The sequence below is a fragment of the Streptomyces sp. KR80 genome, from assembly GCF_052245555.1.
Lineage (GTDB): Bacteria > Actinomycetota > Actinomycetes > Streptomycetales > Streptomycetaceae > Streptomyces.
Genome location: NZ_JBQQCD010000009.1, coordinates 125,318 through 140,783 on the forward strand (window position 1 = coordinate 125,318; position 15,466 = coordinate 140,783).

12 protein-coding genes are annotated in these 15,466 nt (G+C 68.6%); 1 reads left to right on the top strand and 11 read right to left on the bottom strand.

Annotated elements, in window-relative coordinates; all coding sequences use genetic code 11:
- Positions 1-10: 10 nt before the first annotated feature.
- The 8 genes from ACTWQI_RS15610 to ACTWQI_RS15645 all read right to left on the bottom strand — a co-directional run bounded on the left by ACTWQI_RS15610 (position 11) and on the right by ACTWQI_RS15645 (position 9,390).
- Entirely contained in the window at positions 11-769 is a 759-nt protein-coding gene (locus ACTWQI_RS15610) for a hypothetical protein (protein ID WP_443270875.1), read from the bottom strand.
- A 260-nt stretch (positions 770-1,029) separates the two neighbouring features.
- Complete coding sequence (locus ACTWQI_RS15615; RefSeq protein ID WP_443270877.1) at positions 1,030-2,457, bottom strand: glycoside hydrolase family 28 protein; 1,428 nt, start codon at positions 2,455-2,457, stop codon at positions 1,030-1,032.
- Between the two features lie 109 nt (positions 2,458-2,566).
- Entirely contained in the window at positions 2,567-3,991 is a 1,425-nt protein-coding gene (locus tag ACTWQI_RS15620; RefSeq protein ID WP_443270879.1) for a glycoside hydrolase family 28 protein, read from the bottom strand.
- Positions 3,992-4,026: 35 nt separating this feature from the next.
- A complete protein-coding gene (locus tag ACTWQI_RS15625) occupies positions 4,027-4,926 on the bottom strand; it encodes an ABC transporter permease (RefSeq protein WP_443270882.1) in 900 nt (299 codons plus the stop codon).
- A complete protein-coding gene (locus tag ACTWQI_RS15630; protein WP_443270885.1) occupies positions 4,926-5,843 on the bottom strand; it encodes an ABC transporter permease in 918 nt (305 codons plus the stop codon). The genes ACTWQI_RS15625 and ACTWQI_RS15630 overlap by 1 nt, the downstream gene beginning before the upstream one ends.
- 130 nt (positions 5,844-5,973) lie before the next feature.
- The gene (locus ACTWQI_RS15635) at positions 5,974-7,095 is read right to left on the bottom strand and encodes an ABC transporter ATP-binding protein (RefSeq protein ID WP_443270886.1); all 1,122 of its coding nucleotides are present in this window, start codon (positions 7,093-7,095) and stop codon (positions 5,974-5,976) included.
- The gene (locus ACTWQI_RS15640; RefSeq protein WP_443270887.1) at positions 7,095-8,306 is read right to left on the bottom strand and encodes an ABC transporter substrate-binding protein; all 1,212 of its coding nucleotides are present in this window, start codon (positions 8,304-8,306) and stop codon (positions 7,095-7,097) included. The genes ACTWQI_RS15635 and ACTWQI_RS15640 overlap by 1 nt, the downstream gene beginning before the upstream one ends.
- Before the next feature lie 79 nt (positions 8,307-8,385).
- Positions 8,386-9,390: a LacI family DNA-binding transcriptional regulator gene (locus ACTWQI_RS15645; protein ID WP_443270889.1), complete on the bottom strand. Its 1,005-nt coding sequence runs from the start codon at positions 9,388-9,390 to the stop codon at positions 8,386-8,388.
- A gap of 307 nt (positions 9,391-9,697) precedes the next feature.
- On the opposite strand from ACTWQI_RS15645, the gene ACTWQI_RS15650 reads away from it, so the two are divergent.
- Complete coding sequence (locus ACTWQI_RS15650; protein ID WP_443270891.1) at positions 9,698-12,559, top strand: glycosyl hydrolase family 95 catalytic domain-containing protein; 2,862 nt, start codon at positions 9,698-9,700, stop codon at positions 12,557-12,559.
- A 155-nt stretch (positions 12,560-12,714) separates the two neighbouring features.
- Here the strand turns inward: ACTWQI_RS15650 and ACTWQI_RS15655 are convergent, their stop codons facing one another.
- From ACTWQI_RS15655 to ACTWQI_RS15665, 3 genes are all read right to left on the bottom strand, one after another.
- Entirely contained in the window at positions 12,715-13,359 is a 645-nt protein-coding gene (locus ACTWQI_RS15655; RefSeq protein WP_443270893.1) for a dioxygenase family protein, read from the bottom strand.
- Positions 13,360-13,480: 121 nt separating this feature from the next.
- A complete protein-coding gene (locus ACTWQI_RS15660) occupies positions 13,481-14,446 on the bottom strand; it encodes an AraC family transcriptional regulator (protein ID WP_443270895.1) in 966 nt (321 codons plus the stop codon).
- 15 nt (positions 14,447-14,461) lie between these two features.
- Positions 14,462-15,418: a GNAT family N-acetyltransferase gene (locus ACTWQI_RS15665; protein ID WP_443270897.1), complete on the bottom strand. Its 957-nt coding sequence runs from the start codon at positions 15,416-15,418 to the stop codon at positions 14,462-14,464.
- Positions 15,419-15,466: the final 48 nt, after the last annotated feature.

The following is a 15,466-nucleotide window of genomic DNA, read 5'->3' on the forward strand; positions in this document are numbered from 1 at the left end:
CCACGTGAATTCATCCCCGCGGTGCGCCGGCCTCCGTGAATGCGGCCTTGACGGCAGTCCTCAGCCCCTCATCATCCTCGGCTCCGCGCCATTGCACGAAACGAACTCCACGATCATGCACAGATCGCTCGAAGGCGTCCGATACTGGTGGTAGCTCACTCGTAACGATGAGCACTGGCGCGACCCTGGGCCCGGTGTAACGCTGTAGTGCTTCTCGTAGGCGCCGTGCATCCCTCATGGGAAAGGGTTTGACCACGATGCCTACCAGAGCGTCACGATCGGCAGACCTCAGCGTCATGTCTGCCCCGCCACGATCAGCCGTGAGGTTCCCAATGGAGGAGCCGGGAAAGAGCTGGTGCAGCTGGGCAGATAGAAGCAGCGAGTAGGACTCCGAGTACGCAGCCCTTGCACGCGGGTCCGTTGCAGCTTCCGGGTCGAGAGTGAACAGCACCTCAAGCAACCGCCTGGCTTCTTCAGGAGATTCCTCCTGAACGCGGGCGACTACGGCCCTGCGCCTCTGGCGCGCCAGGCCCACCTCATACTCCATGAAGCGCGCACGGGTCAGCGGCGTACCGCTCACGGCCATGACCAACAGGACAGTACCGGCGACAAGAAGACCCACGCTTCCCGCCTGGTTGCTCGTGGTGAAGACAGATACGACACCGGCACCTGACAGGATCGCTCCGGCCAGCCCTGCCCATAGTCGCTCCCATCGTCTCAGCGGCTCGACATCTTCAGGTTCGGGGGCAGGGAGGTCCGCGTCAGTCATGAGATAAAGCGTAGATGTCGCCACTGGCGCATCGTGCCGCTTCAGATGATTAGGTCGGCGCGAGGTCGGCCCGAACGCGGTAATGCCACCTTTCGCCACGTCAGGGCGTAGCCGCCCCAGTTCATGGCAGTTCATTCACCGGCATTCGCCACAATTCTGCGGCCACACAAATGAACGGTCCACACCTGGGCCCAATGCTACACGCGGGACATTTTGACAATGATGCACTCGCGGCGCCGACGAGACGAGCAGGGCGCGTCTCATGGGTACGTTACCTCGGTTCCGTTGACGAAGACCTTGCGGATGGTCACGTCCCGTGCGGGGCCGAAGATGTTCGGGTTGGCCATGTTGGTGAACTCGCAGTTTTCGATGTGAATTCCGACGAACGGGTCGGACTCCAGGCCCTCGAGGTTGATGGCGCGGCGGGCCCCGTCGTGGACCATGTCCTCGACCTTGATGTTGCGGATGACGGCCGGCCTCTCGCCCTGCTGGTTGCTGTAGCGGGTGGTCAGATAGATGCAGTCCCGGTCGATGGCGCGGCCGGTGAACCGGCGGACGTACACGCCGTCGATATAGCCGCCGCGCTTCTTGTTGGTCTTGATGAAGACCGGGTGGCGGGGGTTGTAGCGGCCGGGGAAGTCGAGCGGGTTGATCCGGCAGTCCTCGGCGAAGATGTTGCGCGCCCCGCCGGACATCTCGCTGCCGACCGCGATGCCGCCCCACCGTCCGGAGAAGACACAGTCGCGTACGACGATGTTCTCGCTGGGCACACCGACCCGCAGACCGTCCTCGTCCCGGCCGGACTTGACGGCGATGCTGTCGTCCTCGGTGTGGAAGCGACAGCCGGTGATCAGGACGTCGGAGCAGCATTCGGGGTCCACGCCGTCGCTGTTGTTGATTCGGCCGATGACGTCGACGTCCTTGAGCGTGACGTTGCGGCAGAGAACCGGGTGGATGGTCCACATGGGCGGTTCGAGGACGGTGATGTCGCGCAGCAGGATGTTGCGGCACTTGTAGAACTGGATCATGTTAGGCCGCAGATAGTGCCCCGCGCCGAAGACCCGTTCTTCGACGGGTACGCCTTCAGTGCCCATGCGCCGCAGCTCGGCCTGGTCGGCGGGCTGGCCGCCACCCGGGTCGCGCCAGCTCTTCCACGGCCCGTCCATGCCCTGGCCGTCGAGGGTGCCCTTACCGGTGATGGCGAGGTTCTGCTGCCCGTGGGCGTAGATGAAGGACGAGTAGTTGTAGCACTCCGTGCCTTCCCAACGGGTGAACACGACCGGCAGGAAGTCCGCCGGGTCCATGGAGAAGAGGACGGTGGCTCCCTCCCGCACGTGCAGGTCCACGTTGCTGCGCAGATGGATCGCGCCGGTGAGGAAGCGGCCGGGCGGGACGATGACATGGCCGCCGCCCGCCCGGTTGCAGGCATTGATTGCGCGGCGGAATGCCTCGGTGTTCTTGGTCAGCCCGTCCCCCACCGCGCCGTAGTCGGTGATGTCGAAACACTGCCGACGGAACGTGGGCGGCTGGATACGGGCGAGGATTCGCGGGACCTCGTCCCAGGGGTCGCGGGCGAGTCCCGCGACGGTGGTCTCGGCCGCCGCGACCGTCTCCGCGGAGACCGCCGACGGGAGGATCGCGACGGCGGTCGCCGTACCGGCGTACGAGAAGAAGGTGCGTCTGCGCACGGAAGTCACCTCTCGGTCTTCGGGCGGAGCACGGCGATGAAGTCGTAGCGGCCCCAACCCTGGGAGCCGACGTAGGCGGTGGCGGTCGCGACACCCACGTAGGCCATGGTCATGGCACCTCAACCCCGTTCACGGTGACCCGGTGGAAGGTCAGGTCGTCCGTGAAGGCGATGGAGTCGGGACCGCGGACCCCGGTGAAGGTGCAGTGGGAGAGATGGACGCCACGCAGCCGGTCCGTCTCCAGACCGACCAGGGAGAGGACCGCGCGTGCGCCATCGATCCTCATCTCCGAGAGATGGATGTTCCGTACGGAGACGGGCAGGGTGCCGCCCTCCCCGTTGTTGTAGTTCATATTGACGAAGGCGATCTCCCGTTCCACCGCCCGCCCGGTGAATTTCCGTACGTACACGCCGTCGATCACGCTGCCGCGTTTCTTGCTCGCCTTCACATAGAGGGGGTACTTCACCGGGTAACGGCCGGGAAAATCAAGGGCGTTGACTCGGCATCGCTCGGCGAAGACGTTCCGTACGCCGCCGGACATCTCGCTGCCGACGGTGATGCCGCCCCACCTGCCGGAGAACGCGCAGTCCTGGACGACGATGTTCTCGCTCGGTACGCCGATCCGGTGGCCGTCCTCGTCCCGCCCGGACTTCACCGCGACGCAGTCGTCATTGGTGTTGAAGCGGCAGCATTTGATGTGGACATAGCTGGAGGACTCGGGGTCGCAGCCGTCGGTGTTGTGGAGAGTGCTCTCCACGGTGATGCCGCGCACCGTCACATTGGTGCAGAGAACCGGGTGCACGGTCCACATCGGCGGATCGACGATCGTCACATCGCTCACCAGCACATTGCGGCAGCGGTAGAACTGCACCATCTTGGGCCGCAGATAGTGGTCGGCGCCGAAGATCCGGTCCTTGACCGGTACGCCAGTGGAGCCCATCCGGCGCAGCAGCTTCTGGTCCGGGCCCTGCAGGCCGCTGGTGCGGTACCAGCTCTCCCACGGTCCGAGGCGGGCCTGCCCGTCGAGCGTCCCGCGCCCGGTCACGGCCACGTTCCGCTGCCCGTAGGCGTAGATGAAGGGCGAGTAGTTGTAGCACTCGGTGCCCTCCCACCGGGTGAGCACGGCAGGGAGGAAGTCGGCCGGGTCGGGGCTGAAGGCGAGGGTGGCGCCCTCGCTGACATGCAGGTCCACATTGCTGCGCAGATGGATCGCGCCGGTCAGGAAGGTGCCCGCCGGGACCACCACATGGCCGCCGCCCGCCCGGTGGCAGGCCGCGACGGCGGCACGCAGGGCCGCGGTGTTCTTGGTCCGCCCGTCCCCCACCGCACCGTAGTCGGTGATGTCGAAACATCGTCGGCGGAACGTGGGCGGGCGGATCCGGGCGAGGATGCGGGGCACCTGTCTCCAGCTGTCGTGGGAGGCGAGGGCGGGGGCCGCGAGCGCGGAGGCTGTGGGCAGGAGCGCGCCCGCCGCCAGTACGCCGCCCGTCTTGAGGGCCGTACGGCGCGATGCGTGCCAGGGGTGCGGATGCATGGCGCATCACCTCTCGTTGAGGGAGTCGAGCGGGGTCAGCGGAGTGCGCGGTCCTCCTTCACCCGGGTCACCAACTGCGTCGGGTTCACAAAGCGCAGCGCGATCACCAGCAGCACCAGCATCGACATCGTGTACATCACGGCCATCGCGTCGATCGACTGCTGAGTGCGGATGCCGGCCGAGAACACCGCGTAGTACAGCGCCACGACGAGGGTCTGGCTGTCAGGCCCCGCGGTGAGGAAGGTCAGCTCGAACATGCCGACCGTTCTGACCAGGACGAGGACGGACGCGGCGAGGATGCCGGGGACCAGGAGGGGCGCGAGAATCCTGAGGAGGACCGAGGCCGTGCCGGCCCCGCACATCCGGGCCGCCGCCTCGATCCGGGGATCGATCTGCTCGATGAACGGCGTCATCGTGAGCACCACGAAGGGCACCGACGGCACCAGATTGGCCAGCACCACTCCGGTGAGCGTGCCGGCCAGCTGGAACTTGTAGAGCACGGTCGCCAGCGGGATGCCGTAGGTGATCGGCGGGACGAGGATCGGCAGCAGGAAGAGCAGCAGCACCAGCCGCTTGCCGGGGAAGTCACGCCGGGCGAGGGCGTACGCCGCCGGGACGCCCACGACCACCGAGATCGCGACGACGAGTACGGAGGCCAGGGCCGTTGTCCAGAACACCTGGCCGAGGGAGAACTCCTGCCAGGCGGAGCCGTACCACTTCGTCGTCCAGCCCTCCGGCAGCCAACTGGTGAACCAGCGGGAGCCGAAGGAGTCGACGAGCGGTACGCCGATGACGCCGGCGAGGTTGATGAAGAAGAAACCGAAGACGAGAGCGGTCACCCAGGTGCCGGGCCGGCCGATTCGGTGCTTCTTGCGTATGGGCTGCTCGGGGGCGGCGGTGTTCTTCGCGTCGCGGATGTCCAGGACGTCGGCCATCAGCCCTTGCCTCCCGTCGAGCCGCGGTACAGCATCGAGCGCCAGGCCAGCACCAGGACCACGACCGCCATCATCACGGCGGCCATCACCATGGCGATCGCCGAGCCGAGGGAGTAGTCGAACTTCTGGAAGGCCGCCTGGTACGCCTCGATCGAGATCACATGCGTACTCCCCCGCGGGTCGCCGACGAGCTGCGCCGACGGGAACACCGCGAAGGCCAGAACGAACGAGAGGCAGAAGGTGATGGCGAGACCGGGGGCGAGCAGCGGCAGCATGACATGGCGGAAACGCTGCCGCCGGTTCGCTCCGAGCGTCGCCGCCGCTTGCTCGAGGCTTGGGTCGATTCCGGTGAGGTAGGACAGCGTGAGCAGATACGAGAAGGGGAAGCCGGTGATCACCAGCGAGGCCAACACACCCCAGTAGTTGTGCACCAGCTCCAGCGGCTCGTTGATCAGGCCGATCCCCAACAGAGCTTTGTTGAGCCACCCGTTGGGCCCGAGGTAGCCGAGCAGGCCCTGTGCGGCGAGGACGGTGCCCAAGGTGATGGGCATGACGAGCAGGGTCGTGATCAGCCGTCGGCCGCGGAAGGTGCCGCGGGTGCGGAAGGCAACCGGGACGGCGGCCAGACAGTTCACCAGGGCGACGGGGACGGCGAGTTGAAGCGTGATCCAGATCGTCTCGCGGAGGTAGGGGTCCGAGAAGAACTCCCGGTAGTTGGCGAGGGGGCCGCCGCCCTCCATGGGCTGGAAGGAGAGCTGGAGTCCGTAGAGGAAGGGATAGCAGAAGAGGAGTACGAGAAGGAGCGCGCCGGGCGCGAGGAGGCCAAGCGTCCGGTCGACGCCGCGCCCGGCCAGTCGATGCCGCAGCGCGGGGCGCCCCTGGGCGGGCGCCGGTACGGGGGCGGGTGCGGCGGTCATGGGGTCACCCCCGTGGCGCGTGCCGGTTCCCGCCGCCGTACCAAACCGCCAGGCGTCGTGCGACCGGCGCCCGCTGCCGCGACGCGGAGCCCGGCGACCCGGACGATCGGCCCGGCGGACTCCCACGCCCTCATGGCGTCGCCGCCTTCTGGCGGGGCAGGTTCTTGGCCGGCTCCGGTAACTGCTGCGTACCCTCCGCGGCGAACACCAGCACCCGGTCGGGCGCGGCCGTCAAGTCCACCCGGGCGCCGGGGGCGAGTCTGTCGGCTGTGCGGAAGTGGACCCGCTGGCCGTCCGACAGCCGTGCCTGGACGGCGAGTTCACGGCCGTGGTACTCGACGACCTCGATTTCCGCAGGGATGCGCCCGGTCGCGTTCTCGCCCGCGACATCCAGGTCCTCGGGCCGTATCGCCGCGATGCCGTGTCCGCCCGGCGCGAGCGAGTCGCGGGCGAGGCCGGTCAGCGGCGCGTCCGCGAGCCGCAGCGACAGGTGGCCGCCGTGCGTCGCGGTGACCGTGACGTCGAGCATGTTGCGGTAGCCCATGAAGCCCGCGACATAGCGGTTGGCGGGCCGGCCGTACACCTCCTCGGGTGTGCCGACCTGTTGCATGACCCCGTCACGCAGCAACACGAGGCGGTCGGCGAGCGAGAGCGCCTCCTCCTGGTCATGGGTGACGTACACCGTCGTCAGGCCGAGGCTCTGGTGCAGTCGGCGGATCTCGGTGCGCATCTCCAGGCGCAGCGCGGCATCCAGGTTGGACAGCGGCTCGTCCATCAGCACCAGCCGCGGCTCCAGGACGATCGCGCGGGCGATGGCGACGCGCTGCTGCTGGCCGCCGGAGAGCTGGCCGGGACGCTTGTGGGCGTGGGCGGTCAGGTGCACCATCTCCAGCGCGCGGTCCGCCCGGCGGGCGATGTCCGCCTTCGGCACCTTGGCCATCTTCAGGCCGAAGGCGACGTTGCCGCGGACGGTGAGGTGCGGGAAGAGCGCGTAATTCTGGAAGACCATGCCGAAGCCGCGTCGCTCCGGCGCGATCCCGTCGATGCGTTCGGCGTCGAGATGGATCGCGCCGCCGGTGAGCGGGAGGAGCCCGGCCAGGCAGTTCAGCGCGGTGGACTTGCCGCAGCCGGACGGGCCGAGGAGGGCGATGAACTCACCGCCCTGGATCTCCAGTTCCAGTGCGTGCAGGGCCGCGTGGCGGCCGAAGGAGCGCGAGACCCGTTCCAGTCTGAGCGTGGAAAACCGTGACATCAGCGGCCCGCAACCTGACGGTTCCACATGTCGAACGCCTTGACCTGCTGCTCGGCCGGCAGTGAGGGCTTCTTCGGGAAGCGATCGATCCACTGGTCGAACTCCGGGACGCCGAACTCCTTCAGTACCTGCTGCGACTTCTGCGGCGCCATCGTGACCGGCACGTTCTCGATCGCGGGGCCGGGGTAGAAGTACCCGTCGTCGTACGCCTTGGCCTGTTGCTCGGGCGTGAGCATCCACTTGATCAGCTGGAGCGCCGCGGACATGGTGTCGGCGTCGACGCCCTTGGGGACCACCGCGTACTGGGCGTCGGTCACCCAGGTCATGTTGTCGAAGTGCCCCGCTCTCATCTTCTTCGGCACGGTGCCGAGCGCCCGCGGGTTGATGTACCAGCCGGTCGTCGACATCACCATGTCGTGCTGGCCGGAGGCCAGGTTCTTCATGGTCTCGGTGGTACCGGAGCCGTAGACCCCGACGTACTTGTCGAGTTCCTTGAGGTACGCCCAGGTCTTGTCCCAGCCGTTGACCGGGTCGCTCGGGTCCTTGTCGCCCAGCAGGTACGGCAGCCCCATCAGGAAGGTGCGGCCGGGTCCGGAGTTGGCGGGGTCGGCGTACTGGAACTTCTTGGGGTTCTCCTGGGCCCAGGCGAGGAGTTCGGCGGGGGTCCTCGGCGGGTTCTCGACCTTGTCCGGGTTGTACTCGATGAGCGGCCCGGAGGGGTAGTAGACGACCGCGGTGCCCTGGCCCTGCGCCAGCTTCTGCATCTCGGCGGCCGGTTCGAGATAGTCCGGGGTGCCGATGCGGGACTGATGCTCCGTCATGGAGCTCCACAACTTCTGTGAGAGCCCGGCGGCGAGGCCGTCCGTCCCGGTGAGGACGAGGTCGATCTGGACTCGGCCGGCCTGCTGTTGGGCCTTGATCTTGCCGGCCAGGTCGGGGGCGGGGGCCTTGGAGTAGGTGACCTTGCTGATGACGTCCGGGTGCTGCTCGACGAACTCGTCGATCATGCCCTGGGTCAGCTGGAGGTTCCCGGCGACGTCCAGGATGTCGAGCGTCACCGGCTTGCCCGGTGCCGCCGGAATCTTCTGCGGGGCCTGGTCTTGGGACGCCGCACTCCGGGAGTCGGGGGCGCCACAGCCGGCGGCTGCCACCGCGAGCAGCAGTCCCGAGAGCGCGATCCTTGCTGAACGGCAGGTCAGTGGACGGGACATGGCGACTCGCACTCCTCTGGATGAGATAGCGCTTTCTCAGCCTTGCGCCCGAACAAGGTCCACCCGCCCCGGAGCCGTGTCAAGACGGTGCACCGGTGGTACTGCGAACACGCAGTTCAACCGGTATGGTTTCGGGCTCGATGGCCTCGTCGCCGCCCATGATCCGGCCGAGCGCCGCACCCGCTGTCTGGCCCAGCCGGTCCCGCGGAACCGCTACCGTCGTGAGTGGCGGCGCGGAGAATCTGGCCATGTCTATTTCGTCGAATCCGGTCAGCGACATGTCCTCGGGCACCCGCACGCCCAGCTCGCAGAAGCGGGCGAGCACGCCGAGCGCCACGAAGTCGTTGTACGCGATCACGGCTGTGGCACCGCTCTCCAACGCGGCGGGGGCCGCCGCATACCCCTCGTCGGAGGTCGATCCGCAGGCCACCGTGGACACTTCGAGGCCGAACGCCCGGGCGCCGGACAGGGCGCGCAGCCGCTCGCCGTTGGCCCAGGACGCCTCGGGCCCCGAGAGGAAGACCACCTTGCGGTGGCCGAGCTGGGCCAGATGTCCGCAGACCGCCAGCGCTCCGTGGAAGAAGTCCGCGGTGATCGAGTGCAGGGCGAGCCCCGGCACCGGGCGGTTCACGACCAGCAGTGGCATGCCGCGTCCGGCGAGCGCGGCCAGGTCGGCCCTGGGCATGCGGGGCGCGCAGAGCAACAGCCCGTCGGCGTACCGGATCAGATCCTCGGCGAGCTCGCGCTCGGCACCCGGATCCTCATCGGAGTCCATGACGACGACTCGGGTACCGCCCGTTCTCGCCGTGGCGGAGAGCGACTTGATCAGGTCGCTGAAGTGCGGATTGGCGAGATCGGGGACGAGGACGCCAATGGTGCCCGAGCGGCCGCGCGCCAATCCCTGGGCGGCGGCGCTGGGCCGGTAACCGAGCTCTCCGATCGCCGACCTGACCCGCTCGGCCAGGGCGGGGTCGACCGTGTCCACTCCGTTCACCACCCGGGAGACGGTCGCCACCGACGCCCCAGCCGCCCGGGCGACATCGGCGATCGTGACCCTCTTGGCGCGCTTCGAGACCGTCACCATGCCACTCCCCTTCGGCACCAGCCGGCTGAGTAACCGGTTTCTCGCCCCAGGAAAGTAGCAGAGCCCAAGACCACCCGGACCCTGGCCTGCCGCGCAGGCGGCCACCGCGACAGCCCGGATACGATCCGGGTTCTGGCAGCGCGCATCGTTCCTCCTCGCTGGTGCCACTCTGATGCGACTCCTGGTTTCGTGCCTTAAGTCATCTGATGAATCAGCTCTCTTGACGCAGCATTAGCCCCTTCTTAGGCTCGCCCTCCAGGCGAGTCATCCGATCAATCTGCGCTCTTTTCGGGCGGAGGGGTGAGCAATGGGAGTCAGCAGGCGCGGTTTCCTGGGTCGGGTCGCAGCGGGGGCGGCGGTGGGCGCCACCACGGGTGTGACCGCGGCGGAACCCGCCACTGCCGCGCCGACGGCCCCCGCCCGCGTAACGCTGGAGGGCATGCGCACGGACAAGGAATGGGAACGCTTTCTGCGCGGGCAGGACCTGCTCTGGAATCGGATGCCGCGCACCTGGTACGAGGGCCCCTTCCTCGGCAACGGCCTGCTCGGCTCGATCGTGTACCAGGAGCCGGGCGAGGACGCGCTCCGGTTCACCGTCCACCACAGCGAGGTACAGGACCACAGGCCGGAGTTCGGCAACGAGTGGGGCGTCGCCCGCCTCCCGGTCGGCAACCTCCTGCTGCGCCCTGTCGGCACCGTCACGGATGTCGACCTGCGCCTCGACCTGTGGAACGCGGAGGTCCGCGGCACGGTGACCACCGACGAGGGCACGCTGAAGCTGCGCGCCCTCGTCCACAACGATCGCACGACGCTGCTCGCCACCGTCGAGGCGAGCGCGGGCGAGAAGGGCTTCCGCTGGGAGTTCCGCCCGGCGGAGGCGGTCAGCCCGCGGATCGTGCGCGAGCTGCCGCCCAAGGGCTTCCCGCCCAACCCCGGCTTCGTCACCAAGGAGGAGGACGGGCTGACCACCGTCATACAGCCGCTGGTCGCGGGCGGGCAGACGGCCACGGCCTACCGGGAGCGGACAAGCGGCCCGGCCCGGACGTTCTACCTGTCGGTGGCGCACTCCCACCCCGGTACCGACGCCGAGGGCCGGGTCAGGGCCGCCGTCCGCAAGGCCTCCGCCCTGCCGGTCTCCGCCCTGCTGCGCACCCACCGGGACTGGTGGCACCGGTTCTTCAAGAAGAGCTTCATCTCCGTCCCGGACGGGATGCTGCAGAGCTTCTACTGGATCCAGCTCTACAAGCTCGCCTCGGCGGCCCGCGAAAACGCCCCCGTCATGGCCACCACCGGGCCGTGGCTCGAGCCGACCCCGTGGCCCGCGGTGTGGTGGAACCTCAACGCGCAGCTCGAGTACTGGCCCGTCTACGGCTCCAACCATCTGGAGCTGGACGCGATCCCGCGCACCCTCGCCGAGAACACCGACATCCTCGTCGGAGCCCTCAAGCCCGAGTACCGGCATGACTCGGCCGGGCTGCGCCGCAGCACCGACGCGCAGTGCGACGACGCGGGCTCGGTCGGCGTCCCCGGCGTGGGCGACCCGGAGGTCGGGGACCTGCCGTGGGCGCTGCACAACGTATGGCTGACGTACCGGCACACGATGGACAAGGGCGTACTGGAGGACGTCCTCTTCCCGCTGCTGCGCCGCACCACCAACTACTACCTGCACTTCCTGCATGAGCTGGACGACGGGAGGCTGCACCTGCCGAAGACGTTCTCACCGGAGTACGGCAGCGCCCCCGACTGCAACTACGACCTGGCGCTGCTGCGCTGGAGCTGCCAGACGCTGCTGGAAACGGTGCGGTTGCTCGGCGTCAAGGATCCGCTCGAGCCCACGTGGCAGGAGGTCCTGGCGAAGCTCGTCGACTACCCGGTGGACGAGAAGGGCTTCATGATCGGGACCGGGGTCCCGTTCGCCAAATCGCACCGGCACTACTCGCATATGCTCGCCGTCTACCCGCTCTACCTCGTCAACTGGGACCAGAAGGAGAACCGCGATCTGATCGCCCGCTCCCTCGAGCACTGGATCAGCTTCGAGGGCGCCCTGCGCGGCTACAGCTTCACCGGCGCCGCCTCGATCTCCACGCAGATGGGCCGGGGCGACGACGCGCTGAAGTACCTGCGCGAGCTGGTCGCCCGCTTCGTGCAGGCCAACACCATGTACTACGAGGCGGGTCCGGTCATCGAGACGCCGCTTTCGGGCGCGCAGACGATCCACGACATGCTCTGCCAGAGCTGGGGCGGGGTCATCCGGATCTTCCCCGGGCTGCCGGGCGAGTGGAAGGACGCGGTGCTGCACGACTTCCGCACCGAGGGCGCGTTCCTGGTCAGCGCCGTACGCAAGGGCGGCGGGACGCGGTGGGCGCGGGTGCGCAGCCTCGCCGGGGAGCCGTGCCGGGTGCGGCATTCGATCGCGGGCAGGCTCGCCGTCGCCGCGGTGCACGGTCCGGAGCCGCAGTGGCGGGACCTGGGTGACGGGGTCGTCGAGATCGACCTCGCCAGGGACGGGGAGGCCGTGATGTACCCGGCGGGGAGCAGGCCCGAATTCAGGGTGGGTCCGGTGCAGGCGTCCGCGGCCGAGCGGTGGGGGCTGCCGCCCCTGCCGCAGACCGGGACGGTCGTCCCGGTGGATCTTGCCGGGCACTTCGACAACGACGCGATCACCACGGAGATGTACTACGAGGACGGGGACTTCGACGGCACCGGGCGCACCTACCCGATGGCGCAGCTCCCGCAGACCGGGCGGACGACGGACGACGGGATCACCTTCTCGTTCACCAACGGCAGCGAGGGCTCGAACAACAACGCCGTCGCCGCCGGCCAGAAGGTCGCGCTCCCGCGCGGCGCGTACGCGAAACTGCACGTCCTCGGCTCCGGCGACACGGGGAACGTGACCGTACCCGCGGTGGCCTCGTACGCGGACGGTTCGAGCGCCACCGTGCCGGTGCGGCTGACGGGGTGGCTGTCGGGGCCCGCGTACGGCGAGACCGAAGCGGTGCGGACCAGTCAGATCCACACCAGGAGCGGCCCGCTGGGCACCAAGGCAGCGATCTTCCACCAGGTCGTGGCGCTCGACGCGGCGAAGGAGCTGGTCTCGTTCACCCTGGGCGCGCCGTCAGGAACGGCCCGGGCGCATGTGTTCGCGCTCTCGCTGGAGAAGGCCCAGTAGCAGGCTCGGTAGTTCAGGAAACCAGCCGCTGGGCCATGTCGCCGGGCAGCTCGGAGGGCGGCCAGGCCAGGCCGAACGACAGCCCGGCGCCCCCCAGCCGGGTCGACCGCGGCGCGTACGACGGGTGCGCCGGTGCCTCCTGGACTGTCGTGCGCCTAGGTGTGGTTCAGCACGAAGTCGAACGTCCCTTGCTTGGCCTGGCCGTCCGTGCGCACGTTCATCAGCAGGGCCGGGTTGAAGATGGGGTCCGTGTTGTTGCCCGGCTCACCGGGGAAGTACAGCTGAGTGGTGAGTACCGGCCGGTTCGGTGCCTGCACCTTCACGTGGATGTGCCGCGTGCGTCCCGGGTAGAGACCTGGAACGACCGTCTCCAGCCTGAACGCCCCCTGGGCGTCGGTGAACTGGTGCCCGCGGAGCCGGAATCCGGTGTTGTCGTACGCGCCGTTGGTGTCGGCCTGCCAGAAGTCCAGCAGAGCGTTGGCGATCGGCCTGCAGGTCAGACTGAAGACGACTCCGCTCACCGTCAGCCGGGTGCCCTGTGTGCCCGCTTCGATCAGTGAGGTACGCAGCGGCGAGTTCGGCTTGAAGTAGGGCCCTTCGGTCTGTGGCGGCGTCGGGTCGTCGCCGTCGTCGCACATCGGAGTGGGGCTCAGCGGCTGACCGGAGGAGGCCGGCTCCCGGGCGGGAGCGGGCGCCGCCCCGAGGAAGAAGGGCACGGGAGCGGCCACCATCGCGGCTTTGAGCAGGTTCTTGCGGCTGATTCCGCCTTGCGTGCTGTCCTGCGTGTTCTCGCTGTCCATCGTGACCTCCTTGAAGTGGGGGGCAGGGGGACGTTCAAGAGCGCGAGTGCACGACGGAGTACGGCGTCGGCAGCTGCTGCCGTCCGGCGTCGTACTGGCGTCGCTGAGATCCTCTGGGAACCTATTCCGGCTCGTCGGGACCGTCGATGGACACAACGCGGCGGGCATGGTGATTTCCATGGGCGGCTCTGCGGAAGTCACCCGGGCTGTAGCCGGCCTCGCGACGGAAGAACCGGCAGAAGTACGCCGGATCCGCGAAGCCCACCCGGTTGGCGACCTGGCGGACCGTCAGGTCAGTCCGCGCCAGCAGCCGCTTGGCCTCCAGCACCTGCACCCGACGGATCAGCTGCCCGGGGGTGCGTCCGGTGGTCCGCTTGACCGCGTCGTTGAGATAGCTGACGGATACGCCCACTTGCTCCGCGCAGCTGTGCACCGTCCGCTGCGCTTTTCCGGGATGAGCAAGCAGCCGGGCGAACTCCCGGGCCACCACGGTCCTGCGGTCGGCCCCGGGATCAGGCGCGGCCGTGCCGGGCCAGCGCCTGGCCCGCGTGACCAGCACATGGAGGTAGGCCTGCAGAACCGATGCGTAGCCGGACTCGTGGGCGGCGAACTCCCGTCCCATCTCCTGCAGCAGGGCGGTCAGCCCCTGGGCGGCTTCGGCTTCCGGCTTCAGCCAGGGGCGGTCCGCGAGCTCCTGGAACGCCTCCCCGTCGCCCGGGTGGTTGATCAGGAAGTCGTCGGTGAACAGAACCACCCATCCCTGCAGTTGGGACGCCTGCTCCCAGTAGTGCACCTGTCCGGGAGCGATGAAGCACAGATGGGGCGGGCGGAGCGGCCACCGCGCCAGGTCGACCACATGGTTGCCACGGCCACCCGTCACGTAGACGATCTCGTGGAAGCTGTGGCGGTGCGGGAAGCTCGCCCGGGACATCGGTCCGATGGAGTCGAAGGAACCCATGATGAACGGGGGAGTTTCTGCGCCGGAGACGTGGAGGTGGTGCACCGGCAGCGGGCCGTAGCGCATGTCCAAGTCCCCGGAGCAGACGCCGACCCGCTCCGACAGTCCCTCCTGCTGCCGCTCAGCCATGCCGGTCGCCCCCGGCTATCCGAGTTCGAGACTGGTGACACCGAAGGTGCGCTCCGCCCGGGTCGGGGGGACGGGGCCGGTGTACATGCGCACGGTGTGGGACTGAGGTGTCAGACCGCGGGACGTGGCGAGGGCTCGGGCCGCCTCCTGGGGTTCGGGAATGTCGAGGCAGACCTCGTCCTCCGGGCCGAGGTGGGCGGTGAGACTGTCGAAGAGCGCTTCGGCATCCCGGACGGTGTCGGCAAACAGAGGGCCGATGCGCCAGCTGTCACGGGCGGGCCGGATCACCCCGTAGCCGGCGATGTGTCCGTCGCGCACGGAGGCGTACCCGGTGTGACCCGCCGCGGTGAGCCAGCGGGTGAGGAAGCCACGCCGGTCGGCGGGGAAGCACTTCCGGTCATAGGCGGCGATGGCGTCGAGGTGGGCCGAGGTGACGGACACCACGGAGGCTGCCGGAGTTCCGGACCGTTCCGGGCGGCCGGCGTAGCGCAGGGTCTGATGGGCGGGGGTGAACCCGGAGCGCGCGTACGTGGATTGCTGTTCGGGCACCGCGTCCAGGCCTATGGTGCGGGCTCCGGCGTGCGGAAGGGCGGTGCGCCAGGTGGCGAGGCCCAGCCCCTTCCGACGGTGGTCGGGGTGGACCAGGTAGTAGCCGAGAAACGCGTAGTGCTGGGAGTAGTCGACGATCGAGATCGCCGAGACCGTCCGTGTGCCGAGGCGTCCGAGGAAGAATCCGGCGGGGTCGGTGGGGTGGAAGCAGGCCACGTCGTCGTTACCGGGATTCCACCCTTCCGCTGCAGCCCACTCGGCAGCCTGATGCCACTCCTCCAACGAGGCGTTGATCACGGTGAGTTCCGCTACGCCACCGTTGTGGTCCGCGGCCTGCCCGCCGACCGCAGCGACGGGAGTTGCCTCGGAAGTGGGCGCCTCGCCGGCAGAGCGCGGAAGCGGGGCTTTGCCGAGGGGGTTCATAGGCTCTGTTGGTCCTTTCCTTCGGGGGCAGGTGCAGCGCTGCGGTGC

Coding starts and splice junctions, on each gene's coding strand:
- ACTWQI_RS15620 (WP_443270879.1), bottom strand. CDS start 3,991: ATGCATCCGCACCCCTGGCACGCATCGCGCCGTACGGCCCTCAAGACG.
- ACTWQI_RS15625 (WP_443270882.1), bottom strand. CDS start 4,926: ATGGCCGACGTCCTGGACATCCGCGACGCGAAGAACACCGCCGCCCCC.
- ACTWQI_RS15665 (WP_443270897.1), bottom strand. CDS start 15,418: ATGAACCCCCTCGGCAAAGCCCCGCTTCCGCGCTCTGCCGGCGAGGCG.
- ACTWQI_RS15630 (WP_443270885.1), bottom strand. CDS start 5,843: ATGACCGCCGCACCCGCCCCCGTACCGGCGCCCGCCCAGGGGCGCCCC.
- ACTWQI_RS15610 (WP_443270875.1), bottom strand. CDS start 769: ATGACTGACGCGGACCTCCCTGCCCCCGAACCTGAAGATGTCGAGCCG.
- ACTWQI_RS15635 (WP_443270886.1), bottom strand. CDS start 7,095: ATGTCACGGTTTTCCACGCTCAGACTGGAACGGGTCTCGCGCTCCTTC.
- ACTWQI_RS15645 (WP_443270889.1), bottom strand. CDS start 9,390: ATGGTGACGGTCTCGAAGCGCGCCAAGAGGGTCACGATCGCCGATGTC.
- ACTWQI_RS15640 (WP_443270887.1), bottom strand. CDS start 8,306: ATGTCCCGTCCACTGACCTGCCGTTCAGCAAGGATCGCGCTCTCGGGA.
- ACTWQI_RS15655 (WP_443270893.1), bottom strand. CDS start 13,359: ATGGACAGCGAGAACACGCAGGACAGCACGCAAGGCGGAATCAGCCGC.
- ACTWQI_RS15650 (WP_443270891.1), top strand. CDS start 9,698: ATGGGAGTCAGCAGGCGCGGTTTCCTGGGTCGGGTCGCAGCGGGGGCG.
- ACTWQI_RS15660 (WP_443270895.1), bottom strand. CDS start 14,446: ATGGCTGAGCGGCAGCAGGAGGGACTGTCGGAGCGGGTCGGCGTCTGC.